This window comes from Microbacterium limosum, assembly GCF_036324365.1.
Classification (GTDB): domain Bacteria; phylum Actinomycetota; class Actinomycetes; order Actinomycetales; family Microbacteriaceae; genus Microbacterium; species Microbacterium limosum.
Genome location: NZ_CP137080.1, coordinates 759,201 through 783,310 on the forward strand (window position 1 = coordinate 759,201; position 24,110 = coordinate 783,310).

A 24,110-nucleotide genomic window follows, 5' to 3' on the forward strand; every position below is an offset into this window, starting at 1 on the left:
TGCCAACGGTGGTTCTACGCTAGTCGCAGCACCCCGCGCCCTGGCGGCCGGGCTCCTCCTCAGCGTACGCCGACCGCGAACGCCCCATCCCGCCTGGACGGCGAAGAAAGGTTGTGCCGTGGCGCTGTTCGACGAGAACGTCACCGTCGCGCCCGCCCGGCGACCGCCCCTCCGTCGCGGCGTCCGCGCCGGATACACGGCCCTCGCGGTGGCCCTCGTGATCCTGGCGGCGCTGTCGTTCCTGCCCACCGGCTACGTCATCCAGCAGCCCGGACCGGTCTACAACACCCTGGGGGTGACGACCGGCGCCGACGGCGAGGAGATCCCCCTCATCCAGGTGGAGGGCGCGGAGACCTTCGAGACGACGGGCGCCCTCCATCTGACGACGGTGCAGGTGGTGGGCAACCGCGAGCGCACGCCCTCCTGGCTCGAGCTCGTGGGTGCGTGGTTCGACTCCTCCCGCGCGGTCGTTCCCCTCGACTCCGTCTTCCCGGCGGGCCAGAGCACGCAGCAGCGCAGCGAGCAGAACGCGGCGCTGATGGTGGATTCGCAGCAGGAGGCCACGGCGGCCGCCCTCTCGCAGCTCGGGTTCGACATCGATTCGCGGGTGCAGGTGTACTCCGTGCCGGAGGGGTCTCCCGCCGAGGGCATCCTGGAGCCCGACGACGTGCTCCTCGCCGCGGACGGCGAGCCGCTGGTCGACGTGGACGAGCTGCGCGAGGCCATCCAGCGCGCCGAGGGCGAGCCCGTCTCCCTCACCGTGGACCGGGGCGGCGAGCGGCGCGAGGTCGAGGTCACGCCGACCTACAGCGATGCGGACCAGACCTGGCAGATCGGCGTGACGATCATCTCGGACTACGACTTCCCGATCGACGTCACGATCCAGCTCGACAACGTCGGCGGCCCGAGCGCCGGCATGATGTTCGCGCTCGGCATCATCGACACCCTCACGCCCGACGATCTGACCGGCGGCGAGGCCGTCGCGGGCACCGGCACGATCACGGCCGACGGCGATGTGGGGCCGATCGGCGGCATCCGTCAGAAGCTCCACGGCGCGCGGGATGCCGGGGCCGACGTCTTCCTCGCCCCGATCGAGAACTGCGACGAGGTCGTGGGGCACGTGCCGTCGGGGCTGCGGGTCTTCGCCGTCGACACCCTCGACGACTCCCTCGCGGCCCTCGACGCCCTGCGGGAGGGCGGGGACCACGACGCCCTGCCCTCGTGCGAGACGCCCTGAGGCCCGCTCCCGGCGGCCCCACCGCGCGCGCCGCCGTCCCGGTTCCTCGCGGCACGCTCGTGGCTCGCGTACAGACCGGCGCGCCTAGGATGGAATGGTGACCACGACTTCTGCGCCGAAGCCGGCGGCCCCTCGCACCTCCCGACGCGTCGTGGCGATATCGCTCGCGATCGTCGCCGCCCTGCTCATCGGGTTCTTCCTTTTCGCGTCGCTGTACTCGGATTGGCTCTGGTACCGCCAGCTCGGTTTCGACTCGGTGCTGGTGACGCAGTGGATCGCCGGCGCGTCCATGTTCCTCATCGGGTTCTTCGCGATGGCGGTCCCCGTCTGGCTGACCATCCAGCTCGCCTACCGTCTGAGGCCCGTCTACGCCCGGCTGTCGAGCCAGTTGGACCGCTACCAGGAGGTCGTCGAGCCCCTCCGACGCCTCGCCATGTGGGGCATCCCGGTCTTCTTCGGCTTCTTCGCCGGCTTCACCGCCTCCACCCAGTGGGAGACCGCGTGGCTGTGGGTCAACGGCGTGACGACCGACATGGCCGACCCGGAGTTCGGCCTCGACACCGGCTTCTACCTGTTCGCGATGCCCTTCTACAGCGCCCTGCTCGGCTTCGTCTCGGCGGTCCTGCTGATCTGCCTCCTGCTCACCGGCGTCGTGTCGTACCTCTACGGCTCGGTGCGCGCGGGTGCGCGCGACGGCGGTCGCTGGGAGCTGCGCATCTCGAAGGCCGCGCGCATCCAGCTCGCCGTGCTCGCGGGCGTGTATCTCCTGGTCCAGGCCGCCAGCCTCTGGCTCGACCGCTACAAGACGCTCACCGAGACGGGCGACCTCATCACCGGCCCCGGGTACACGGGCGTCAACGCCGTCATCCCCGGGCAGGCCATCCTCGCCGGCATCGCCGCCCTCGTGGCGCTGCTGTTCTTCGTGACGGCGGTCATCGGCCGGTGGCGGTTCCCCCTCATCGGGACGGCGCTCCTCGTCGTCTCGGCGATCGTCGTCGGAGTGGGCTACCCGTGGGTCGTCGACCGCTTCCAGGTCGCGCCGAACCAGTTCACCCTCGAGAGCCAGTACATCGAGCGCAACCTCGAGATGACCAAGAACGCCTACGGCATCGACGGCCTCGAGAAGACCGAGACCACGGCCGTCACCGACGCCACGCCGGGCGCCCTGCGTGCGGACGCGGAGACCACGGCATCCATCCGCATCATGGACCCGGCGATCATCGGCCCCACGGTGCGCCAGCTCGAGCAGTTCCGCGCCTACTACCAGTTCACCGAGGTGCTCGACGTCGACCGGTACGAGATCGACGGCCAGTCCCAGGACACCGTGGTCTCGGTGCGCGAGCTCGACCTCGAGGCGCTCGGCGACGCGGCGACGTGGCAGAACCGCACCGTCGTCTACACCCACGGCTACGGCCTGGTCGTCGCGGCGGGCAACCAGCGCACGACCGACGGGAACCCCGTCTTCCTCGAGCAGGGGATCCCCACCACGGGCTTCCTGAGCGAGAACCCCGACTTCCAGCCCCGGGTGTACTTCGGCGAGAACTCGCCGCTGTACTCGATCGTGGGCGCCCCCGAGGGCTCCGAGCCGGTCGAGCTCGACTACCCGCGCGGGGAGGAGGGCGCGAACGAGACCAAGACGACCTTCACGGGCGACGGCGGGCCGAAGATCGGCAACCTCTTCCACCAGCTGATCTACGCGATGAAGTTCCAGTCGACCGACATCCTGCTCTCGGACTACGTCAACCCCGACTCGCAGATCCTCTACGACCGCGACCCGTACACCCGGGTGTCCAAGGTCGCCCCGTACCTGGACCTCGACGCCGATCCGTATCCGACGGTCGTCGACGGCCGGATCGTCTGGGTCCTCGACGGATACACGACGGCCTCGACGTTCCCGTATTCGCGCACCGTCAGCCTCTCGCAGGCGATCGCGGATTCCGCGAACCCGTCGCCGACGTTCGCGATCGACGACATCAACTACATCCGCAACTCGGTCAAGGCCACCGTGGACGCGTACGACGGGTCCGTCACGCTCTACGCGTGGGACCCCGAGGACCCGGTGCTCCAGGCGTGGCAGAACATCTACCCGGCGACGATCGAGCCGATCAGCGAGATGTCGGGCGAGCTCATGAGCCACGTCCGCTATCCCACCGACCTGTTCAAGGTGCAGCGGGCGATGCTCGGCCAGTACCACGTCGACGACGCGCGCTCGTTCTACCAGCGCGACAACGCATGGGCCACGCCGAACGACCCGCAGGACTCCTCGCGCCTGCAGCCGCCGTACTACCTCTCCATGCAGATGCCGGGACAGGAGGAGCCGACCTTCTCGATGTTCACGACCTTCATCCCGCCGGGAACCGGAACGGCCTCGCGCAACATCCTCACCGGCTATCTCGCCGTGGACTCCGACGCCGGCGGCGACGCGGGGACGGTCGCGGAGGACTATGGGAAGCTGCGGATGCTCGAGATCAGCGCCGACACGACGGTGCCGGGTCCCGGCCAGGTGCAGAACACCTTCGACGCCGATCCGGTGATCTCCGGCCAGATCAACCTGCTGCGTCAAGGACAGTCGGAGGTGCTCAACGGCAACCTGCTCACGCTCCCGGTGGGAGGCGGCTTCCTGTACGTCCAGCCGGTCTTCGTGCAGTCCTCGGGCGGCACGCAGCTGCCCACGCTGCAGAAGGTGCTCGTCGCGTTCGGTGACGAGATCGCCTTCGAGGACACCCTCGACGAGGCCCTCAACACCCTCTTCGGCGGCGACTCGGGCGCCGACGCCGGCGACGGCGAGGTCGAGCCCGAGCCCGAGCCGACGCCCGGGGAGACCGCGGCGCCCGGCGACGGGGACGCGGGCGACGGCGGCACCGGCGGCGGCACCGTCAATGTCGAGATCGACGCGCTCCTGCAGGAGGCCAATGCGGCGATGATGCAGCGCCAGGCGGCGCTGCAGGCGGGCGACTGGACCGCGTACGGCGAGGCCGATGCCCGCCTGACCGCGGCGCTCGAGCGCCTGATCGCGCTGACCGACTCGCAGTAGGGCGCGGCGCCCGCGGCATCCGGGCAGGTTTCGCGCCGTGGGGCAGGGAAGAACCCGCCCCACGGTGCAGGACCTGCCCCGTTTCCGCGTGCGGATGCCGCGGCTCGACCGGCGGCGGCAGGCATCGCGGATGCCGCGGCTCACGCCGTGAGGATCCACCACCAGATCAGCAGGAGCGTCACCCCGAAGCCGGCGAGCTGATTGAGCCACAGGAAGGCCCGCCACCCGCGCGTCGCGGCGTCCGCCGACGCATCGGGGATGCTGCGGTAGGGCCAGACCGCGACGAGATAGGGCACGACGAGCAGCCCCGCGAGCGGACCGGGCCACGTCGCGGCCAGCATGACGAGGCCGGCGGCGGCGTAGCAGACGAGGGCGAACCGGACCGTCCACGCGGCGCCGCGTGCGGTCGCGATCGAGGCGATCCCCGCCTCGCGGTCGGCGACGACGTCCTGCACGGCGCCGAAGGCGTGCGAGGCGACGCCCCACAGCGCGAACGCCGCGACGATCGCGACCAGCTGGGGCGTCCAGGCGGCGCCGGCGAGCACCAGGCCGTACACCGCGGGGGAGAAGAAGTGGATGCTGCTCGTGATCGAATCGGCGAAGGGCCGCTCCTTCAGCCGCAGCGGCGGCGCGGAGTAGAAGACGACGAAGAACAGGCTGGCCGCCAGCACGATCCACGACGCCGGCGGGCCGACGACCGTGAGGAAGACGACGAACGGCGCGCAGGTCAGTCCCGCCGCCCACAGCGTGATGCGGTGCATCCGCCGGTCGAGCACGGCGCCGTGGGCGCCGCCCTTGCGCGGATTGCGCAGGTCCGATTCGTAGTCGAAGACGTCGTTGATGCCGTACATCGCGAGGTTGTAGGGCACGAGGAAGAACAGGAATCCGACGACGAGGACGAGATCGATCTCGCGCACCGTGAGCAGGTAGGCGGCCGCGAAGGGGTACGCCGTGTTGATCCACGACACGGGGCGGGAGGAGACGACGAGCTCCCGCAGGATCCGTCCCGCGGTCAGGGGAGCGGGGGGTGTCACGGGGCCTCCTCGCGGCCGGAGAGCAGCGTCCACACGGCGGGCACGAGGAATGCCGCCGCGAGCGGGTAGGAGAAGTCCTCGAGGGGGGCGAGCCCGATCCGGAGGCCGCTGAGATGCTCGGCGGGGTAGGTGAAGAGGCCGACGGCGATCATGACGTTGTCGAACACGGCGGTCAGGGCCAGCAGGAGGACGGCGGCGATCGCGGAGGCTCCCATGCGCCGGCCGAAGTGCGGCCGACGGATCGTCGCGAGCGTCACCGCTGCCGCGACGAGGAGGAACGGCAGGACGATGAGCGGATAGGTCACGGGCCCTCCCCGCCCCGCGCCCGGCGGCGTCGCGAGCCCTCCTGCACGCGCCGGCCCGCCGCCCACGCGACCAGGGCCAGATAGCAGAGGAAGGCGAGGAAGAAGACCTCCTCCAGCGGAAGCTCCGGCGCGATCGTCACGCCTGCGTAGAGGGGGCTGTCGCCCTTGACGAAGACGCCGGTGAGGATGCCCACGGCATCCCAGGCGAGGAAGAACGCCACGCCGATGCCCGTGGCGGCCAGGGCCCGCCGGGGCGCGCGCCGGACGACGAGCCCGGCGCGCAGATCGATCAGCAGGATGCCGACGAAGGAGACGAGGATCGCGAGCAGATACCCTCCCGGCACGCTATCCCCGCTCCGTCGCGGGCGCGGGCGCGGGCTCCGGCAGGCGCGCCGCGGACACGTCCCCCGACAGGCGCTTCGCCACGAGCTCGGCCGAGATGAGGCACATCGGCAGGCCGATGCCGGGGAGCACGTCGGCGCCGGCGTAGTAGAGCCCGGAGACCTTGCGCGAGGCGTTCTTCGGGCGGAACAGGGCGCTCTGCGCGAGCGTGTGCGAGAGGCCGAGCGCGTTGCCCCGCCACGTGCGGAGGTCGGCGGCGAAGTCGCCGGGGGCGATCGTGCGACGCACGACGATGCGCTCGGCCAGGTCGTGCGCGCCGCTCCAGGCCGCGATCTGCGCGATCATGCGATCGGCCGCGCGCTCGACGGCGGGGTCGCCCGCCCCGTCGACGCCGCCACGCCCGATCCGGGCGTCGGCGGGCATCGGGACGAGCACGAAGAGGTTCTCGTGCCCCTCGGGGGCGACGGTGGAGTCGGTGGCGCTCGGGCGGCACACGTACACGGAGGCCGGGTCGGGCACCCGGGGGCTGTCGGAGAAGATCGCACCGAAGTTGCCGCGCCAATCATCGGCGAACAGGAGCGTGTGGTGCGCGAGCTCGGGCAGCTCGCCGCGCACGCCGAGGAGGATCAGGAGCGCGCCGGGGCTCGGGGTGCGTCTTCTCCACCATCGCTCGGGATAGGTCTGCAGGGCTTCGGGGAGCAGCGCGGTCTCGGTGTGGTGCAGGTCGCCCGCGCCGACCACGACGTCCGCCTCGTGCACCGAGGCGGTGCCCGCGGCATCCCGCACCCGCACCCCCGTCGCCACGGCGCCCTCGGTCTCTATCGCGACGACCTCGGCCCCCGTGCGGATGACGACGCCGCGCTCGCGGGCCAGGGCGGCGATGCGCTCGATGAGCACGGTGAAGCCCCCCTGCGGATACAGCACGCGATCGCCGAGGTCGAGGTGGCTCATGAGGTGGTAGAGGCTCGGCACCTCGAACGGCGAGCCGCCGAGGAAGACGGCGGGATACCCCAGCAGGCGCTGCAGCCGGGGGTCGCGGAAGCGGCGACGGATGTGCGTGTGGAGCGGGCGCGTGAGCAGGCCCGCGAGCCGCGGAAGGCGTCGCAGCAGGTCGCGATGGGTCAACCCCCGCAGGTTCTCATACGGGTCGTAGAGGAATCGGGAGACGGCGAGGTCGTAGGCGTCGCGGGCCGAGTCGAGGTAGGCGCGCAGGCGCCGCCCCGACCCCGGCTCGACGCTCTCGAAGAGGGATGCCGCGGCATCCGTGCCGCTGTGCACGTCGAGGCCGTCGGGGTCGCCCTCGGTGTACATGCGGTACGCGGGATCCAGGCGCACGAGATCGAGCTGCTCCGCCATGCTGGTGCCCAGGAGCCGGAAGTAGTGCTCGAACACCTCGGGCATGAGGAACCAGCTGGGGCCGGTGTCGAAGCGGAAGCCCTCGTGCTGCCACGAGCCCGCCCGCCCTCCGACCTCGTCACGGGCCTCGAAGACGGTGACCTCGTCGCCGCGGTGCGCCAGCAGCGCCGCCGTCGCGAGTCCCGAGACGCCGCCGCCGATGACGGCCACGCGGCGGGTCACGACCGGCCTCCCGCCATGCGCACCGGTGCCATGCCGAGACCGGCTCGGGCGAACAGCGCGACCTTCACGGCATCCGGCACGCGCACGCGCCCGTCCTCGGGACGGGCCCTGCGCAGCCGCGCGCTCAGCTCCGCGAACAGATCGTGCGCCGCCGTCACGGCGCGCCTGCAGTCGGGCGGGAGGAGCGGGATGACGTCGGCCGCGGCATCCAGATCGGAGTCGATGCGATCCAGCACGGCGGCACGGCCCGCGGCGCCCCGGATGCCGAGGTAGTCGCGACCGAGGTCGCCGCGGTCGGCGCCCTCGTCGCGCAGGAAGTTCACGTCCTGGAAGGCGGCTCCCAGGCGCCGGGCGCCCGTGACGAGCCGCTGCGGCGCGGGGCCCGGCCGGGGGGAGTCGGCGTTGACGAAGGCCTGCAGGCACATCAGGCCCACCACCTCCGCGGATCCGTAGACGTAGGCCTCGTGGGAGTCGGCATCGTGGGTCCTCACCTCGATGTCCGTGCGCATGGACGCGAAGAAGGGGCGCACGAGGTCCTCGCCGATCGCGCAGGCGCGCGCCGTGCGGGCGAAGGCGTGGACGACGAGGTTCGAGCTGAAGCCCGAGGTGATGGCCGCGAGCGTCTGCTCCTCGAGGGCGTCGAGCTCCCGGCGCTCCTGCTCGGGATCGAGGCCGGCGTCGCGGGCCGGCCCGTCGACGACCTCGTCGGCGATGCGCACGAGCGCGTACACGGCGCGCACGTGGCCGCGCACCCGGGGTCCGAGCAGGCGGCTCGCGAGCCCGAACGAGGTGGAGTAGCGGGCGATGACCGTCTCGGCGGCGGCCGCCGCCGTGCGGTCGTACAGGTCCAGTCCGGTACGGCCCGTGCGGGAGCGGGACGGTGTCGGGGTGTTCACGGGACGCGGGCCTCCACGGCATCGGCGAGGGCGCCGAGAAGATCACGGGCGGGAAGGGGGAGCTCCGCGTCGCGCAGCACGGCGCGGGCGTCGGAGAGGGACTGCTGGACGAGCTGCTCGAGGGCCGCGCGCGCACCGCTGGCGTCCAGGGCCGACTGGGCGCGCCGGACCGCGATGGGACCCGTATGCGCCTCCGCGAGGGCCGTCCGCACGTCGGGCCACGCGGTCGTCGCCCGAGCGAGCGCGATGAGAGCGGTCTGCTTCGCCTCGCGCAGGTCGGCGCCCTCCGGCTTGCCGGCCTGCTCGGACGTGCCGAACGCTCCGATGAGATCGTCCACCAGCTGGAACGCGAGGCCCAGCCGGCTGCCGTAGCGGGCGAGGTCGGACTCGGTGCTCTCGTCGGCGCCCGCGAGCACCGCACCTGCTCGCAACGGCGCCGCGAACGAGTAGACCGCGGTCTTGTCGTGGGTCGCGGCGAGGATGGCGGCCGCCTCGGGCGCGTCCTCGCGGAGCGAGTTCGCGATGTCGGCGAGCTCGCCGGCCGCCGAGACGAGAACCGCCTCGTCGAGCAGGTTCAGCAGGCGCTCCCTCGCCCCCTCCGGCGTGGGGGCGAGGGCGATCAGCCGCTGGGATTCGTGCAGGAGCAGGTCTCCCGCGAGCAGGCCGGCGGCGTCTCCGAGCAGCGCCGAGCCCGCGGCATCCGCGCCGTGGCCCTCGGCGTAGGCGCGGAACTCGCCCGAGACGTTCGGGACGCCGCGGCGAAGCGTGTCGTGATCGAGGATGTCGTCGTGCATGAGGAACGCCGCGTGCAATAGCTCGAACGAGGCGGCGACGGGGTAGAGCGCGGGGGTGTCGGCTTCGACGCCGCCGAGCGCGTCGAAGGTCGCCACGACGAGGGTCGGCCGGAAGCGCTTGCCGCCCTTCGTGGCGCGGCGCATCGCGGCGCCGAGGTCGGCGAAGGCGCCCCCGAAGGGCTGCATGCGCCGCTCGATGCGGGCCACGGCGAGGTCGACCGCGCCGTCGACCTCCGCACGACGCGAGCCGAGGAAGGAGGGTGAGAGGGGGGTCATGATGCGCGTCGCCCCGCGAGCGCGGGAGGGGAGCGGAAGAGCTCGAGCTGCTGGGCCTGCAGCACCAGCCACGGGCTGAAGGCCCACGGGGTGGCCCGCAGCGACGCGGCGAGATCGCCCGGATCCACCCACGTGGCGTCGAGCACCTCGCGGGGATCGGGTCGGAGCTCGTCCCGCGTGCGGGCGGTGTACACGGGGCAGATCTCGTGCTCCACGATGCCGCCGGCATCCGTCGCGCGATAGCGGAAAAGCGGCAGTGCGAGCTCGATGTCCTCGACGGAGATGCCCAGCTCCTGCTCGGCGCGGCGCCGCACCGCGTGGAGGAGGGGCTCCGCCGGGCGGGGGTGCCCGCAGAAGGAATTGGTCCACACGCCGGGCCATGCCCGCTTCTCCAACGCTCGGCGCGTGACGAGGATCCGTCCCGCGTCGTCCTGGACGTGGCACGAGAATGCGAGGTGCAGCGCCGTGTCCGTTCCGTGCACACTGGACTTCGGAGCGGTGCCGATCTCGTTGCCTTCGTCGTCGAGAAGGACGACCAGTTCGAGGTCCGCCATGGTGTCCGCTCCATCCCGTTTGCTAGTTTAGCTAGCTAATTCGTGTTGCCGATGATACACAGGAGGGCAGGGGGTGTCCACGCGACCGTGAGAGAGCGCGACGAGAGCATTCTCGCGGTCCTGCGCGCCCTCCGGGGGCTGGGCGACGCGCTCGATCGGATGCACGGAGCCATGGGCGAGGGCATGGACATGAACCAGACCGACCTCCGCGCGCTGCGGATGATGGTCGAGCGGGAGTCGCGCGGGGAGATCGTGAGCCCGCACGACCTCGCACGGCACCTGCGCATCTCGACCGCGTCGACGTCGAAGCTGCTGGACAGGCTCGAGCTCGCCGGCCACGTCGAGCGCCGGCCGCACCCGAGCGACGGCCGGGCGCGCATCGTCGTCCTGACGGAGCACTCCCGGCGAACCTTCTTCACGCACTTCGGCGAGCACCTGGAGACGATGGGACGCATCGCGCGTGAGTACAGCAAGCCGGAGCTGGCGACGATCGCGAAATTCCTCCGCGACATGGCCGGGGCGCTCGATCCGCGCTGAGCGCGATCGCACCCACGGCCGCTCCGGCCGCGGATTCGATGCCCGCGCGCGACACGCGGCGCAATCCTCGAAGATATGTCCGGTCGGGCGTACGCTCCTTCACATGGGATAGGAGAGGGTGCTCTCCCCGGTACATCCCGCGTCCGTCGGCAATGTCGGAGGCCGGATCTAGCGTGGGGAACCCACTCACCCAACGCCTTGTCGAACGGCGGCGGATCGCTCGATCCGCGGGCGACGACAGCCTGCAGGCGACCGGAATGCGAGATCAGAAGGAGCACCCCATGCCCACACCCGCCGACCGCGAGAAGGCCCTCGAATCGGCCCTCGCTCAGATCGACCGGCAGTTCGGGAAGGGCTCGGTCATGCGGCTGGGCAGCGACGATCGGGCGCCCGTGGAGGTCATCCAGACCGGCTCCATCGCCCTGGACGTCGCGCTCGGCGTGGGCGGCCTGCCCCGAGGGCGCATCATCGAGATCTACGGTCCGGAGTCTTCGGGCAAGACGACCCTGACGCTGCATGCCATCGCCAATGCGCAGCGTGCCGGCGGCATCGCCGCGTTCATCGACGCCGAGCACGCGCTCGACCCGGAGTACGCACGCAAGCTCGGCGTCGACATCGACCAGCTGCTGGTCTCCCAGCCCGATACGGGTGAGCAGGCGCTCGAGATCGCCGACATGCTCATCCGCTCGGGCTCGATCGACCTCATCGTGATCGACTCCGTGGCCGCCCTCGTGCCGCGGGCCGAGATCGAGGGCGAGATGGGCGACTCCCACGTGGGTCTGCAGGCGCGACTGATGTCGCAGGCGCTGCGCAAGCTCACCGGTGGGCTCAACCAGACCGGCACCACGATGATCTTCATCAACCAGCTCCGCGAGAAGATCGGCGTGTTCTTCGGCTCTCCCGAGACCACGGCCGGCGGTAAGGCGCTCAAGTTCTACGCGTCCGTCCGCCTCGACATCCGTCGCATCGAGACGCTAAAGGACGGATCGGATGCCGTCGGCAACCGCACGCGCGTCAAGGTCGTCAAGAACAAGATGGCCCCGCCGTTCAAGCAGGCCGAGTTCGACATCCTCTACGGCACCGGTATCTCGCGCGAGGGCAGCCTCATCGACTTCGGCGTAGAGCACGCGATCGTGAAGAAGTCGGGCGCCTGGTACACGTACGACGGCGAGCAGCTCGGGCAGGGCAAGGAGAACGCGCGCAACTTCCTGCTCAAGAACACCGACGTCGCCGCCGACATCGAACAGAAGATCAAGCAGAAGCTCGGCATCGGCGTGCCCAAGGCGCTCGCCCCCGTCGACGCCGACGTGCCGGTCAAGCGCCCGGCCTGATGGCGGTCCGCTTCTCCGACGGGGGCGGGGAGAGTCTCGCCCCCGTCCTCCCGCTCTTCCCCCGCGCCGTTCGCCCCTCGGGGGAGGAGCCCGGGCGCCCCGGGTCCGGGAGCACGGCGTGGCACGAGGAGGAGTGCCACCCCGACGCGCATGCGGCGCCCGTGACCCCGGCATGGCCGGCCTGGAACGCCGTGTCGGATGAAGAGACGCCGGTACCCGCCGCCGAGCGGATCGATGCGGCCGAGCAGCTGCTGCTGAAGAGGCTGCGCGGGCGTCAGCTCTCCGTCGAGGAGGCGCGCTCGCTCCTGATGGAGCGCGAGCTCGACGCCGACGAGGCGGAGGGGATCGTCGGCGACTTCGAGCGCCGGGGCTATCTCGACGATGCACGACTGGCCGACCAGCTCGTGCACGGGGCCCTCTCCCGCAAGGCCCAGGGTGCGCGCGCGATCGCGCAGGCGCTGACCGCTCGGGGCATCTCCCGTGAGGTGGTCGATGCCGTGATGGCGGACCTGCCCGACGACGAGGCCGAGCGAGCGCTCGAGTTCGCGCGGCAGAAGGTCCGCGCCATGCGCTCGCTCGAACGCGACGCCGCACTGAGACGGCTGCACGGGCAGCTCGCCCGGCGCGGCTTCGGAGGACCGGTCGCGATGACGGCGGCGCGCACCGCCCTCGACGAGGCGGGCATCGGAGCGTCGGGCCCCCGATTCCGCTGAGCCGGCCCGTCGCCGACGACCGCCCCCGCACCGGCAGGCGGCACACGCTCGTAGAATCGATGGATCATGTCCTCTCCCTCCTCCGCCCCGACGCTCATCGCGCCCTCGCCCGCCGCGCACGCCCCCGATGGAGCGGTGCGCACGTACGAGGTGCGTACGTTCGGGTGCCAGATGAACGTCCACGACTCTGAGCGCCTCTCCGGGTCGCTCGAGAGCGCGGGGTACGTGCGCGCCGAGGCGGGAACCGACGCCGACGTCGTGATCATCAACACGTGCGCCGTGCGCGACAACGCCGCCGGCAAGCTCTACGGCACGCTCGGCCACCTCAAGTCGCGCAAGGACAAGCGCGAAGGCATGCAGATCGCGGTCGGCGGATGCCTCGCGCAGATGGACAAGCAGACGGTGCTCGAGAAGGCGCCGTGGGTCGACGTCGTCTTCGGCACGCACAACATGGGGTCGCTGCCGAACCTCCTCGAGCGCGCGCGCCACAACGACGAGGCGCAGCTCGAGATCCTCGAGTCCCTCGAGGTCTTCCCCTCGACCCTTCCCACCAAGCGCGACGCGGTGCACAGCGGGTGGGTGTCGATCTCCGTCGGGTGCAACAACACCTGCACGTTCTGCATCGTGCCGAGCCTGCGCGGCAAGGAGCGCGACAGACGGCCCGGCGACATCCTCAGCGAGATCAAGCTCCTCGTCGACGACGGCGCGATCGAGGTGACGTTGCTCGGCCAGAACGTCAACTCCTACGGCGTGGAGTTCGGCGACCGCCACGCCTTCGGCAAGCTACTGCGCGCCGCGGGCGAGATCGACGGCCTCGAGCGCATCCGCTTCACGAGCCCCCATCCGGCGGCGTTCACCGACGACGTCATCGACGCGATGGCGGAGACTCCCGCGGTCATGCCGCAGCTGCACATGCCGCTCCAGTCCGGCAGCGACCGCGTGCTGAGGGCGATGCGCCGCTCGTACCGCAGCGAGCGATTCCTCGGCATCCTCGACCGCGTGCGCTCGAAGATCCCGCACGCGGCGATCTCCACCGACATCATCGTCGGCTTCCCCGGAGAGAGCGACGAGGACTTCGAAGACACCCTGCGCGTCGTGGAGAAGGCGCGTTTCGCCAGCGCGTTCACGTTCCAGTACTCCATCCGCGAGGGCACCCCCGCGGCGACGATGCCGGATCAGGTTCCGAAGGCCGTCGTCCAGGAGCGCTACGAGCGACTCGTGGCGCTGCAGGAGCGCATCAGCCTGGAGGAGAACGCCGCGCAGGTCGGCCGTGAGGTGCAGGTGCTGGTCTCCACCGGAGAGGGCAAGAAGGATGCCGCGACCCACCGCCTGACGGGCCGCGCCGAAGACAGCCGACTCGTGCACTTCGAGGTGCCGCCGGGATCCGAGACGCCGCGTCCCGGCGACGTCGTGACGGCGATCGTCACGCACGCGGCCCCGTTCCACCTCCTGGCCGACTCCCCGGACGCCGCGCCGCTGCGCATCCGCCGCACGCGCGCGGGGGACGCCTGGGACCGCTCGCAGAGCGAGTCGTGCGCGGTGCCCGCGCCCTCGGCATCCGGCGCCCCGCGTGCCGTCTCGCTCGGTCTGCCCGCCCTGCGTCCCCGCGCGTGATCGCACACCCCGCCGCCGCACCCTCACTCTGGGCCGTCGTCGGGGCCACCGGCACGGGCAAGAGCGAGCTCTCGCTCGATCTCGCCGAGGCGTTCGCCGCCCGGGGCGCGGCGGCGGAGATCGTCAACGCCGACGCGATGCAGCTCTACCGCGGGATGGACATCGGCACGGCGAAGCTCCCGGTGCACGAGCGGCGCGGCATCCCGCATCATCTTCTCGACGTGCTGGAGGTGAGCGAGGACGCCGCGGTCGCGGCGTATCAGGCAGCGGCCCGGGAGGCGATCTCGGGCATCCTCTCGCGCGGGGCGCACGCGATACTCGTCGGCGGCTCGGGGCTGTACGTCTCCAGCGTGCTGTTCGACTTCTCGTTCCCGCCGCGCGACGAGCGGCGGCGCGGCGAGCTCGAGGCCGAACTCGCAGAGCGCGGCCCCGGCCCCCTGTTCGCCCGGCTGCGGGAGCTCGACCCGGCCACGGCGGCGCGGATCGACGCGCGCAACGGCCGGAGGATCGTGCGTGCGCTCGAGGTTCTCGCCCAGGGCGCCCGGACGCACGGCGCCGCGCTTCCCGAGCAGCCGCGCGCGTGGCGGCCGGCGAGGATCGTGGGCCTGCACGAGGAGCGGGCGACCCTCGTCCAGCGGTTGGACGCGCGGGTCGAGCGGATGTGGGAGCAGGGGCTGCCCGCCGAGGTGGACGCACTCCGCGCCGCCGGCCTCGAACGGGGAATGACGGCTCGGCGCGCGATCGGCTACGCGCAGGCCCTCGCCCAGCGGGAGGGCGAGCTGACGGAGGCCGAGGCGATCGCCCAGACGCAGGCCCTCACCCGCAGATACGCCCGTCGGCAGGTGTCGTGGTTCCGCCGCTACGAGGCGGTGCGGTGGATGCCCGCGGGCGGCGCCGATGCGGCATCCCTGGTCGCCGCGGGTTGATCCGGGGGCGGATGACGGCGGCCGCGCCGAACTAGGCTGGGAGCATGCCCACCATCGCGTTCACGAAGGGTCACGGGACGGGGAACGACTTCGTCATCGTCGCCGACCCCGACGGCCAGCTGGACTTCTCCGACGCCCAGGTCGCCGCGCTGTGCGACCGCCGCTTCGGCATCGGGGCCGACGGGCTGCTGCGCGTGGTGCGATCGGCCGCGCTCGCGGAGGGGGCGGATGCCGCGGCATCCGGCGCCGAGTGGTTCATGGACTACCGCAACGCCGACGGCTCCGCGGCCGAGATGTGCGGCAACGGCATCCGCGTCTACGCGCGCTACCTCGCCGACGCGGGCCTCGCGGTGATCGACGGCGAAGGCATCCTCATCGGCACGCGCGCGGGAACCAAGCTCGTCACGCGCGTCGAGTCCGGTTTCGAGGTCGATCTCGGCACGTGGACCGTCGACGAGGACGGACCGCTGGTCCGGGCGCGCGGGCTGGTCGTCGCCCGCCCCGGACTCGGCATCGACGTCGGGAATCCTCACGTGATCGTGGCGCTGCCGGGCGACGACGAGCTCGACGGGCTCGATCTGTCGTGGCGGCCGGTGCTCGACCCGGAGCCCCCGGCCGGCGCGAACGTGGAGTTCGCGGTACCCGCCGACCCGCTCGTGCAGGCGGGCGTCGGCGTCATCCGGATGCGGGTGTTCGAGCGGGGCGTCGGCGAAACCCTGAGCTGCGGGACCGGCGTCGCCGCCGCGGCGCTCGCCGTGCGTCACTGGGCGGGGGCCGGTGCGCCCGACGTGTGGCGCGTCACGGTCCCGGGCGGCGAGCTGGGCGTGCGGATCCAGGCGCACGACGGGGGCGCGCACGTGCTGCTGTCGGGCCCCGCGACGCTGGTGTACTCGGGGGAGGTCGCCCTCGCCTGACGGCCGAGGCGGTTCGCCCGCCGGAGCGAGGGCGGGCGGTCAGCCGACGATGTCCACCGGCGCGGTCGGCGGGGTGCCGTGCCGGCGCACCTTCAGCACCCGGTAGCCACGACCCGTCGCGGCTCGGTGCACGCTGAAGCCCTTCTCGAACGTCGCGGCGAGCCAGCGCTGCAGCGAATCCGATCCGAGGTTCCGCTGCACCACGAGCCATGCGTCGCTGCGTTCGTCCAGCCGGGGTATCCACCGCTCGAGCAGTCCGTGCAGTTCGTTCTTGCCGACCCGGATGGGCGGGTTCGAGCGGATGGAGCGGAAGCGCACGTCGTCGGGAACATCCTCGGGCAGCCGGGCGTTGACATTGTCGAGGCCCAACTCGGCGGCGTTGCGTCGGACGAGATCCAGGGCCCTCTCGTTCACGTCCACGGCCCAGATCGTCGCGTGCGGCGACTGCAGGGCGAGGGTCAGCGCCACGGGGCCCCAGCCGCAGCCGAGGTCCAGGAGATTCCCGCCGGGAGGGGCGGGGGGAGTGTTGGCCAGCAGCACGGCGGTCCCGGCATCCAGGCGGTCGGGACTGAAGACCCCGCCGGCGGTGGTCACCTCCCTCTCTCGACCATGGAGGGGAACACGGATGCGACGGAGCTTCTCGGCGCTGGCGGGGGACGCAGAGAAGTAGTGGTCGCTCGCCATGGGAGCGAGCGTAGCGGGTCTGCCGCCCGACGCGGGAGACTAGAGTGCACAGACGCCGCGGAGGGGCACTGCCCCGCGGCGACGACGAGTGCGCGGCACGGCCGCGCACCGAGAGGACATCGATGACGGACAACACCCCACAGACCCCCGAGACCCCGGAGCTCGCCGACGACGCCGTCGCGCGTGTGCTGGCACGCGCCGACGCGCGCGCGGGGGTGCGGGTCTTCGGCGGCGCGCAGGCGCTGCAGGGTACCCGGACCACCGATCGAGGCGGCGACGACGGCGACCAGTGGGACCTCGAGGACCGGCAGGCGCTGCGCCGCGTCCCGGGTCTTTCCACGGAGCTCGAGGACGTCACCGAGGTCGAGTACCGGCAGCTGCGCCTGGAGAACGTGGTTCTGGCGGGGGTCTATCCGCAGGGCGAGCAGGAGGATGCCGAGAACTCGCTTCGCGAGCTCGCGGCGCTGTGCGAGACCGCCGGGGCGATCGTCCTCGACGGCGTGCTGCAGCGGCGACCGCATCCGGACCCGGCCACCTACCTCGGCCGGGGCAAGGCCGAGGAGCTGCGCGACCTCGTCGCGGCGGTCGGCGCCGACACGATCGTCGTGGACACGGAGCTCGCGCCGAGCCAGCGCCGCGCCCTCGAGGACGTGGCGAAGGTGAAGGTCATCGACCGCACGACCGTCATCCTCGACATCTTCAGCCAGCACGCCAAGAGCCGGGAGGGCAAGGCGCAGGTCGAGCTCGCGCAGCTCGAGTACCTCCTCCCGCGTCTGCGCGGATGGGGTGAGTCCATGAGCCGTCAGGCCGGTGGCCAGGTCGGCGCAGGCGGCGCGGGGATGGGCTCGCGCGGTCCCGGTGAGACGAAGATCGAGCTCGATCGGCGCCGCATCCGCACCCGCATGGCTCAGCTGCGTCGTCAGATCCGCGACTTCGCGCCGGCGCGCGATGCCAAGCGGGCCGAGCGCAAGCGCAACACGATCCCGTCCGTCGCGATCGCCGGATACACCAACGCGGGCAAGTCGAGTCTTCTCAACCGCCTCACCCGCGCGGGAGTGCTCGTCGAGAACGCGCTCTTCGCGACGCTGGATGCCACCGTACGCCGCTCGGAGACGGCCGATGGCCGTGTCTACACGCTCACCGACACCGTCGGCTTCGTGCGGAACCTGCCTCATCAGCTCGTGGAGGCGTTCCGTTCGACGCTCGAGGAGGTCGCCGGATCCGATGTCATCCTCCACGTCGTCGACGCAGCGCATCCCGACCCCGCCGGCCAGCTTGCGACGGTGCGGGACGTCATGGGGGATGTCGGGGCCCGCGGCATCCGCGAGATCGTCGTCTTCAACAAGGCCGATCTTCTCGACGACGACGAGCGCCTCGTGCTGCGGGGCCTGGAGCCGGGGGCCCACTTCGTCTCCTCCCGCACGGGCGAGGGCATCCCCGAGCTGCGGGCCGCGGTGGAGGAGGCGCTGCCGCTGCCCGCCGTCGAGGTGCACGCGCTCGTGCCGTACGACCGCGGTGATCTCGTGTCTGCGGCGCACGACTCCGGGCTGATCGTGTCGGAGCGTCATGAAGAGGGCGGCACCGCGCTGCACGCGCACGTCTCGGCACGCTTGGCGGTGGAGTTCGCCCCGTTCCTGCGGTGACCCGCGCCGCCGCTCAGTGCAGCGGGAGCGTCGGGACGCCGGGCGTTTCGAACCCGAAGACCTGACCGAGGAAGCTCAGTTCGCTCTCGAGCGCCGTCACGATCGTCTCGGCACGACGGAAGCCGTGGGACTCGCCCTCGAACACCACGAGGGCGTGCGGGATGCCGCGGGCGGCCAGCGCGTCGCGCACGGCTTCGGACTGCGCCGGCGGCACGACGGGGTCGTCCGCGCCCTGCAGCAGCAGGACCGGTGCCGTGAGCCGATCCGTGCGGCTCAGCGGGGAGCGTTCGATGTAGACGCTCTCGGCCTCGGGCAGGGGGCCCACAAGACCGTCGAGGTAGCGCGCCTCGAAGTCATGCGTATCGGCGGCGAGGGCGCGCAGGTCCGCGACGCCGTAGCGGCTGATGCCGGCTGAGAACGCGTCGCTGGTCGTCAGCGCCGACAACACGGTCCATCCGCCGGCGGATCCGCCCTTGATCGCGAGGCGATCGGGGTCGGCGAGACCGGCCTCGGCCAGCCCGCGCGCCGCGGCGACGACGTCGTCCACGTCGACGACGCCCCACTGACCGAGCAGCCGCTCACGATAGGCGCGCCCGTAGCCGCTCGACCCGCCGTAGTTCACGTCGAGGACGCCGATGCCACGGCTCGTGAAGTACGCGACGGCGGGGGATGCCTCGCCCGCGACGTGCGCGGTCGGTCCGCCGTGCACGGTGACGACATAGGGCGGCCGCTCGTCCTCCGGGGCGGCGACGCCGGGGTTGGTGGGCGGATAGACGAAGGCGTGCACGGGGCCGTGCGGACCCTCGACGGTGAGCTCCCGTGCCCGCGGGTACCAGGCCGGGTTGCGCCCGAGGTCGCCGCCGCGCACCCGCACGGGGGCCGACGCGCCTGCGGAGGCGTCGACGAGCCAGAGGCCGGCGGGGACCTCCGCGCCGGCCCCGGTGACGAGGAGCCGGTCGCCGTCGGCGTCGCGCACGAGAATCTGTGCGCTGAGCGGCGTCGCGAGGGGGCGGGCGCCCTCGTCGTCGATGACGATGAGCTCGTCGCGACCCTGCGTGCGGGCGGCCACGATACGACCCGGGCCCGTCGGTGTGAACCACCGTGCCCCGAGGTTCCAGAGCGGGCCGCCGGTGTCGGCGTCGCCGTGCGTCAGCACGGTCGCCTCTCCCGAGCCCACATCGTGCCGGACGAGCTGCCAGCGGCCGGAGGAGTCGGTGGTGTAGAGGAGCGTGTCGTCGTCGATCCATGCCGGCTGCAGGACGGATTCGCCGGGGCCGCCCGCGAGGACGCGCTCCGTGCCGCCCTCGGCGACGACGAGGGTCGTGGCGTCCCACGGCATGGACGGGTGGGACCACGCGATGAAGGCCAGGCGGTCGCCCCGTGGCGACAACGCGGGCGCGGCGAAGAAGTCGTGCCCCGCCGCGAGGACCACCAGGCGGCCGGAGTCCTCCGCCGCGGAACCGTCGAGCGGGACCTCCATGATCGCGCGCTCCGGCACGCGGGCCTCGCCGTGCCGCTCGCTCACGGCGAGCAGACGGCCGCCCGCGATGGTCAGGTCGGCGAAGCGCAGGCCGTCACCCGCGGGGGTCAGCGCACGGGGGGCCGCTCCGGCGTCGGGGGACAGCCGGTATATCCGCTGGTCGGAATGCTCGACGAAGACGAGGTCGTCGCCGAGCGCCGCCCACGCGCCGCCGCCGTACTCGTGCACCCGGGATCGCGCGCTCCAGGGCGCGGGAAGCACCACTTCCGGTTCATCGCCCGGCCTGGTTCCCGGCACGCTCAGGATCGCCGTCCGGCCGCGCTCGGCCGGCAGCGATTCGCTCCACCAGATGCGATCGGCGACGAAGCGGGCGCCGTCGATGCGCGGCGCACCGCGGGTGACCTCGTGGGCATCCAACGGCGAGGGCCAGGACCCGAAGGGCAGTGTCGTGGTCATTCCTTCAGGCTACGCGTGCCCGGTGCGCCGGCCCCGGGGGGTCAGACCGCACGGAGCACCGCGACGACCTTGCCGAGCACGCTCGCGTGGTCACCGAGGATCGGCTCGAAAGCGGAGTTGCGGGGCAGCAGCCACGTGTGGCCGTCGCGGCGGCGGAACGTCTTGACGGTGGCCTCGTCGTCGAGCATCGCCGCGACGATATCGCCGTTCTCGGCATCCGCCTGGGAGCGCACGACGACCCAGTCGCCGTCGCAGATCGCGGCGTCGATCATGGAATCGCCGCTGACCTTGAGCATGAAGAGGTCGCCCTTGCCCACGAGCTGACGGGGGAGCGGGAAGATCTCCTCGACCTGCTGATCGGCGGTGATCGGGACGCCGGCGGCGATGCGTCCTACGAGGGGGACGAGCGCGGCATCCCCCAGCGACGGGGCCACGTCGGCGGGATTCTCGCCGCTGAGGCCCGGAAGATCGATCAGCACCTCGATGGCGCGCGTCTTCCCGGAGTCGCGGCGGAGGTAGCCCGACAGCTCCAACTGGTTGAGCTGGTGCGTGACGCTCGAGAGTGAGCGCAGGCCGACGGCGTCGCCGATCTCGCGCATGCTGGGTGGATATCCCTGCCGCTGGATGGCGCGCTGGATGACCTCGAGGATCGCGATCTGCTTGTCGCTCAGGCTCTTGCGGCGCCGGGTGCGGCGCCGTTCCGGGCTGTCCTCGCCGAGCTCCGCGTCGGGCTGGTCGGTGGTCATCGGGCTCTCCTTCATGCCGCGCGGCTCCAATGTCGGTGGCCCCTGGTGGACTGTGCGCACATCGGCCGCCACGGTCGAAAGGTTATCCGACAGCGATGGCGGATCGGCACATTCGTTCGAGCGTGTCGACCGATCATCCCCACACACGTTCGAAGAGGGTGTTGACGAATGAGCGTATTCGAAGATAGGTTCGGAACACAGATTCGCACCCGCACCGCCCGCCGTACGAAGGAGGAGCCCATGACCACAGCGACCATCACCACCGGGTCCCTGGGCGCACCGACGATGGGTGTCGCGCCGCGCACGCGACTGCGTCTGACCGACCGCGGCCGCCGAGTCGTGGCGGGCCTCCTGGCGGGTCCCGTCGCCGCGGCGATCCTGTTCGGCTCGCTCGCCGCGGGCGAGGCGCTGGCGTCGCGTGAGACGACAGCGTCGGCGGGCTCCTTCGAGACGGTCACGGTCGAGCCGGGCCAGTCGCTCTGGGCCATCGCGGCCGACGTGGCGCCGAGCGCCGATCCCCGCGACGTGGTCGACGAGATCGTCCGCCTCAACGCGCTGGAGTCCTCCACCGTGCGAGCCGGCCAGCAGATCGCGATCCCGACCTCGTACGCGCCGTAGCATGGGAGGGGTGAGTCCCCGCCTCGACGACCTGCCCCTCAGAGACGACCTCCGCGGAAAGACGCCGTACGGCGCACCGCAGGAGAGCGTTCCCGTCGCGCTGAACGTCAATGAGAACACCCATCCCGTTCCGCAGGAGGTCGCGGACGACATCCTCGACTCGGTCGCCGTCGCCCTCCGCGAGGTGAACCGCTATCCCGACCGGGAATTCGTCGAGCTGCGCGAGGCCTTCGCCGACTATCTCGGCCACGGCCTCGTGCGAGACCAGCTGTGGGCGGCGAACGGCTCCAATGAGGTGCTGCAGCACGTCATGCAGGCCTTCGGCGGGCCGGGACGCACCGTCTTCGGGTTCGCCCCCACGTACTCGATGTACCCCCTGCTGGCCTCGGCGACGGGGGCGACGTGGGTCGCGGGGGAGCGCGCTCACGACTTCACGCTCACCCCGCAGTCGGCCGCCGAGCAGGTGGCCGAGGCCGATCCCGACATCGTGCTGCTCTGTTCCCCGAACAACCCGACGGGGACGCCCCTGCCGATCGACGTCATCGACGCCGTCTACGAGGCCTCACGAGGCGTCGTGATCGTCGATGAGGCCTACTGGGAGTTCGCGCCTCGCGATCAGCGGTCCGCCCTCACGCTGCTGCACGAGCGACCGCGGCTGGCGGTCTCGCGCACGATGAGCAAGGCCTTCGCGTTCGCGGGCGCCCGTGTGGGATACCTGGCGGCCGACCCCGTGTTCATCGACGCCCTGCGGCTCGTCCGCCTGCCGTACCACCTCAGCTCGCTGACGCAGGCCGCGGCGCTCGGCGCGCTGCGGCACGCCGACACGATGCTCGCGATGGTCGACGACATCGTGGCGCAGCGCGACCGCATCGGGGCGACGCTCTCGGCGCTCGGATACGAGCCCTACGAGTCCTGGTCCAACTTCGTGCTGTTCGGTGGCGTGGCCGACCCCCAGGCCACGTGGCGTGCGCTGCTCGAGCGGGGCGTGCTGATCCGCGACGTGGGCCTGCCGGGAACGCTGCGCGTGAGCGCGGGCACGGAGGAGGAGACCACGAGCTTCCTCGACTCCCTCGCCTCGCTAGGATCGCAGTCATGAGCACGCGCACGGCGACCCGCACCCGTCGCACCAGCGAATCGACGGTCGAACTCGACCTCGACCTCGACGGGACCGGGCGCAGCCGCATCGACACCTCCGTCCCGTTTTTCGACCACATGCTGACGGCGTTCGCCAAGCACTCGCTGACCGATCTCACGGTGCGGGCATCGGGCGACACCGATATCGACGCCCACCACACGGTCGAGGACATCTCGATCGTGCTCGGCCAGGCGATCCGCGACGCGCTCGGGGACAAGTCGGGCATCTCGCGGTACGGCGACGCGCTCGTGCCGCTCGACGAGGCGCTCGCGCAGGCCGTCGTCGACATCTCGGGCCGGCCTTACCTCGTGCACACGGGAGAGCCCGCGGGCTTCGAGCACCACCTCATCGGGGGGCACTTCACGGGCTCGCTCGTCAGGCACACCTTCGAGGCGATCACGTTCAACGCCGGCCTCACGGTGCACGTCCGCGTGCTCGGGGGCCGCGACCCGCACCACATCGCCGAGGCCGAGTACAAGGCCTTCGCTCGTGCGTTCCGGCAGGCGAAGGCCCTCGATCCCCTCGTCGAGGGCATTCCCAGCACGAAGGGTGCTCTGTGACCGAGGCCGAGGCATCCGGGCCCGAGCCCTCGTCCCCGCGCCCTCTCGTCGCGGTGCTCGACTACGGGTCGGGCAACGTCCACTCCGCGGTGAAGGCCCTCGAGGCGGCGGGTGCCGACACGCGCCTCACCGACGACCCCGGACTCGTCCGCGACGCGGACGGGCTCGTCGTCCCCGGCGTCGGGGCGTTCCAGGCCGTGATGGCCGCCCTCCTCGAATCCGGCGGCGACCGCATGATCGAGCGCCGCCTCGCCGGCGGCCGGCCGGTCCTCGGCATCTGCGTGGGCATGCAGGTGATGTTCGAGCACGGCGTCGAACGAGGGGTGGACACCCCCGGCCTCGGCGAGTGGCCGGGCGCGGTCACCGAGCTCGACGCACCCGTCCTGCCGCACATCGGCTGGAACACCGTGCGCCCCGACGAGGGCTCGCGGCTCTTCGCCGGGCTCGAGCAGGAGCGGTTCTACTTCGTGCACTCCTACGGCGTGCAGAGGTGGACGCTCGAGGTCACCAAGCCGTTCCCGTCGCCCGCGTTGACGTGGACGGAGTACGGTGCCCCGTTCCTCGCGGCCGTCGAGAACGGGCCCCTCTCGGCCACGCAGTTCCACCCCGAGAAGTCCGGCGCCGCCGGCATCCGGCTGCTGCGGAATTGGATCGACGGGCTGCCGCTTACTAGGATCTAGGCTTCGTGCCCATCGGCTTCACT

General features: G+C 71.7%; 23 protein-coding genes. 13 read left to right on the forward strand and 10 right to left on the reverse strand.

All coding sequences use genetic code 11. The features are described from left to right. Positions 1-118 precede the first annotated feature (118 nt). Both RYJ27_RS03675 and RYJ27_RS03680 read left to right on the forward strand, forming a co-directional pair. Positions 119-1,237, forward strand: coding sequence for a YlbL family protein (locus RYJ27_RS03675; RefSeq protein WP_330171401.1), 1,119 nt, complete (start codon positions 119-121; stop codon positions 1,235-1,237). 97 nt (positions 1,238-1,334) lie between these two features. Next, on the forward strand, positions 1,335-4,271 hold the full coding sequence (locus RYJ27_RS03680) for a UPF0182 family membrane protein (protein ID WP_422732862.1): 2,937 nt from the start codon (positions 1,335-1,337) through the stop codon (positions 4,269-4,271). 140 nt (positions 4,272-4,411) lie between these two features. Here the strand turns inward: RYJ27_RS03680 and RYJ27_RS03685 are convergent, their stop codons facing one another. From RYJ27_RS03685 to idi, 7 genes are read right to left on the reverse strand one after another with little or no spacing between them, the layout of a single operon-like run. Next, positions 4,412-5,305, reverse strand: coding sequence for a prenyltransferase (locus tag RYJ27_RS03685; RefSeq protein ID WP_330171403.1), 894 nt, complete (start codon positions 5,303-5,305; stop codon positions 4,412-4,414). Further along, positions 5,302-5,610, reverse strand: coding sequence for a lycopene cyclase domain-containing protein (locus RYJ27_RS03690; protein WP_330171404.1), 309 nt, complete (start codon positions 5,608-5,610; stop codon positions 5,302-5,304). The genes RYJ27_RS03685 and RYJ27_RS03690 overlap by 4 nt, the downstream gene beginning before the upstream one ends. After that, complete coding sequence (locus RYJ27_RS03695) at positions 5,607-5,954, reverse strand: lycopene cyclase domain-containing protein (RefSeq protein ID WP_330171405.1); 348 nt, start codon at positions 5,952-5,954, stop codon at positions 5,607-5,609. The genes RYJ27_RS03690 and RYJ27_RS03695 overlap by 4 nt, the downstream gene beginning before the upstream one ends. 1 nt (position 5,955) lies before the next feature. After that, on the reverse strand, positions 5,956-7,530 hold the full coding sequence (crtI, locus tag RYJ27_RS03700) for a phytoene desaturase family protein (RefSeq protein ID WP_330171406.1): 1,575 nt from the start codon (positions 7,528-7,530) through the stop codon (positions 5,956-5,958). Further along, positions 7,527-8,426, reverse strand: a complete 900-nt coding sequence (locus RYJ27_RS03705; RefSeq protein ID WP_330171407.1) for a phytoene/squalene synthase family protein — start codon at positions 8,424-8,426, stop codon at positions 7,527-7,529. Before RYJ27_RS03705 ends, crtI begins: the two co-directional genes overlap by 4 nt. After that, positions 8,423-9,496 (reverse strand): polyprenyl synthetase family protein, encoded by a 1,074-nt coding sequence (locus tag RYJ27_RS03710; RefSeq protein ID WP_330171408.1) that lies wholly within the window; start codon positions 9,494-9,496, stop codon positions 8,423-8,425. Before RYJ27_RS03710 ends, RYJ27_RS03705 begins: the two co-directional genes overlap by 4 nt. Beyond that, complete coding sequence (idi, locus tag RYJ27_RS03715) at positions 9,493-10,050, reverse strand: isopentenyl-diphosphate Delta-isomerase (RefSeq protein ID WP_330171409.1); 558 nt, start codon at positions 10,048-10,050, stop codon at positions 9,493-9,495. The genes RYJ27_RS03710 and idi overlap by 4 nt, the downstream gene beginning before the upstream one ends. An 87-nt stretch (positions 10,051-10,137) precedes the next feature. Between idi and RYJ27_RS03720 the strand changes: the two genes are divergently transcribed. The 6 genes from RYJ27_RS03720 (at position 10,138) to dapF (ending at position 16,085) form a co-directional block, all read left to right on the forward strand. Then, positions 10,138-10,587 carry a MarR family winged helix-turn-helix transcriptional regulator gene (locus tag RYJ27_RS03720; protein WP_330171410.1) on the forward strand — a complete coding sequence of 150 codons (450 nt, stop codon included), beginning with the start codon at positions 10,138-10,140 and terminating at the stop codon, positions 10,585-10,587. Positions 10,588-10,868: 281 nt separating this feature from the next. Continuing rightward, entirely contained in the window at positions 10,869-11,918 is a 1,050-nt protein-coding gene (gene recA, locus RYJ27_RS03725) for a recombinase RecA (RefSeq protein ID WP_330171411.1), read from the forward strand. Continuing rightward, positions 11,918-12,631 (forward strand): regulatory protein RecX, encoded by a 714-nt coding sequence (locus RYJ27_RS03730; protein WP_330171412.1) that lies wholly within the window; start codon positions 11,918-11,920, stop codon positions 12,629-12,631. Before recA ends, RYJ27_RS03730 begins: the two co-directional genes overlap by 1 nt. A 66-nt stretch (positions 12,632-12,697) precedes the next feature. Further along, complete coding sequence (gene miaB, locus RYJ27_RS03735) at positions 12,698-14,245, forward strand: tRNA (N6-isopentenyl adenosine(37)-C2)-methylthiotransferase MiaB (protein ID WP_330171413.1); 1,548 nt, start codon at positions 12,698-12,700, stop codon at positions 14,243-14,245. Then, on the forward strand, positions 14,245-15,171 hold the full coding sequence (gene miaA, locus RYJ27_RS03740) for a tRNA (adenosine(37)-N6)-dimethylallyltransferase MiaA (protein ID WP_330171977.1): 927 nt from the start codon (positions 14,245-14,247) through the stop codon (positions 15,169-15,171). Before miaB ends, miaA begins: the two co-directional genes overlap by 1 nt. Before the next feature lie 44 nt (positions 15,172-15,215). Beyond that, positions 15,216-16,085, forward strand: a complete 870-nt coding sequence (gene dapF / locus RYJ27_RS03745; protein ID WP_330171414.1) for a diaminopimelate epimerase — start codon at positions 15,216-15,218, stop codon at positions 16,083-16,085. Positions 16,086-16,124: 39 nt separating this feature from the next. On the opposite strand, the gene RYJ27_RS03750 is transcribed toward dapF, so the two are convergent. After that, positions 16,125-16,769 carry a class I SAM-dependent methyltransferase gene (locus RYJ27_RS03750; RefSeq protein ID WP_330171415.1) on the reverse strand — a complete coding sequence of 215 codons (645 nt, stop codon included), beginning with the start codon at positions 16,767-16,769 and terminating at the stop codon, positions 16,125-16,127. A 122-nt stretch (positions 16,770-16,891) separates the two neighbouring features. Here RYJ27_RS03750 and hflX point away from each other — a divergent pair, with 122 nt between their 5' ends. Further along, a complete protein-coding gene (gene hflX / locus RYJ27_RS03755; RefSeq protein WP_330171416.1) occupies positions 16,892-18,412 on the forward strand; it encodes a GTPase HflX in 1,521 nt (506 codons plus the stop codon). Between the two features lie 13 nt (positions 18,413-18,425). Here hflX and RYJ27_RS03760 read toward each other — a convergent pair whose 3' ends face one another. Beyond that, a complete protein-coding gene (locus RYJ27_RS03760; RefSeq protein ID WP_330171417.1) occupies positions 18,426-20,348 on the reverse strand; it encodes a S9 family peptidase in 1,923 nt (640 codons plus the stop codon). Positions 20,349-20,389: 41 nt separating this feature from the next. Beyond that, the gene (gene lexA, locus RYJ27_RS03765; RefSeq protein ID WP_330171418.1) at positions 20,390-21,094 is read right to left on the reverse strand and encodes a transcriptional repressor LexA; all 705 of its coding nucleotides are present in this window, start codon (positions 21,092-21,094) and stop codon (positions 20,390-20,392) included. 240 nt (positions 21,095-21,334) lie between these two features. Between lexA and RYJ27_RS03770 the strand changes: the two genes are divergently transcribed. Genes RYJ27_RS03770 through hisH form a run of 4 tightly spaced genes read left to right on the forward strand, consistent with a single transcriptional unit; the run spans position 21,335 to position 24,087 of the window. Then, a complete protein-coding gene (locus tag RYJ27_RS03770) occupies positions 21,335-21,712 on the forward strand; it encodes a LysM peptidoglycan-binding domain-containing protein (RefSeq protein ID WP_330171419.1) in 378 nt (125 codons plus the stop codon). A gap of 1 nt (position 21,713) precedes the next feature. Further along, on the forward strand, positions 21,714-22,808 hold the full coding sequence (locus tag RYJ27_RS03775) for a histidinol-phosphate transaminase (RefSeq protein ID WP_330171420.1): 1,095 nt from the start codon (positions 21,714-21,716) through the stop codon (positions 22,806-22,808). After that, a complete protein-coding gene (gene hisB, locus RYJ27_RS03780; RefSeq protein WP_330171421.1) occupies positions 22,805-23,407 on the forward strand; it encodes an imidazoleglycerol-phosphate dehydratase HisB in 603 nt (200 codons plus the stop codon). The genes RYJ27_RS03775 and hisB overlap by 4 nt, the downstream gene beginning before the upstream one ends. Beyond that, positions 23,404-24,087, forward strand: coding sequence for an imidazole glycerol phosphate synthase subunit HisH (gene hisH / locus RYJ27_RS03785; RefSeq protein WP_330171422.1), 684 nt, complete (start codon positions 23,404-23,406; stop codon positions 24,085-24,087). Before hisB ends, hisH begins: the two co-directional genes overlap by 4 nt. Positions 24,088-24,110: the final 23 nt, after the last annotated feature.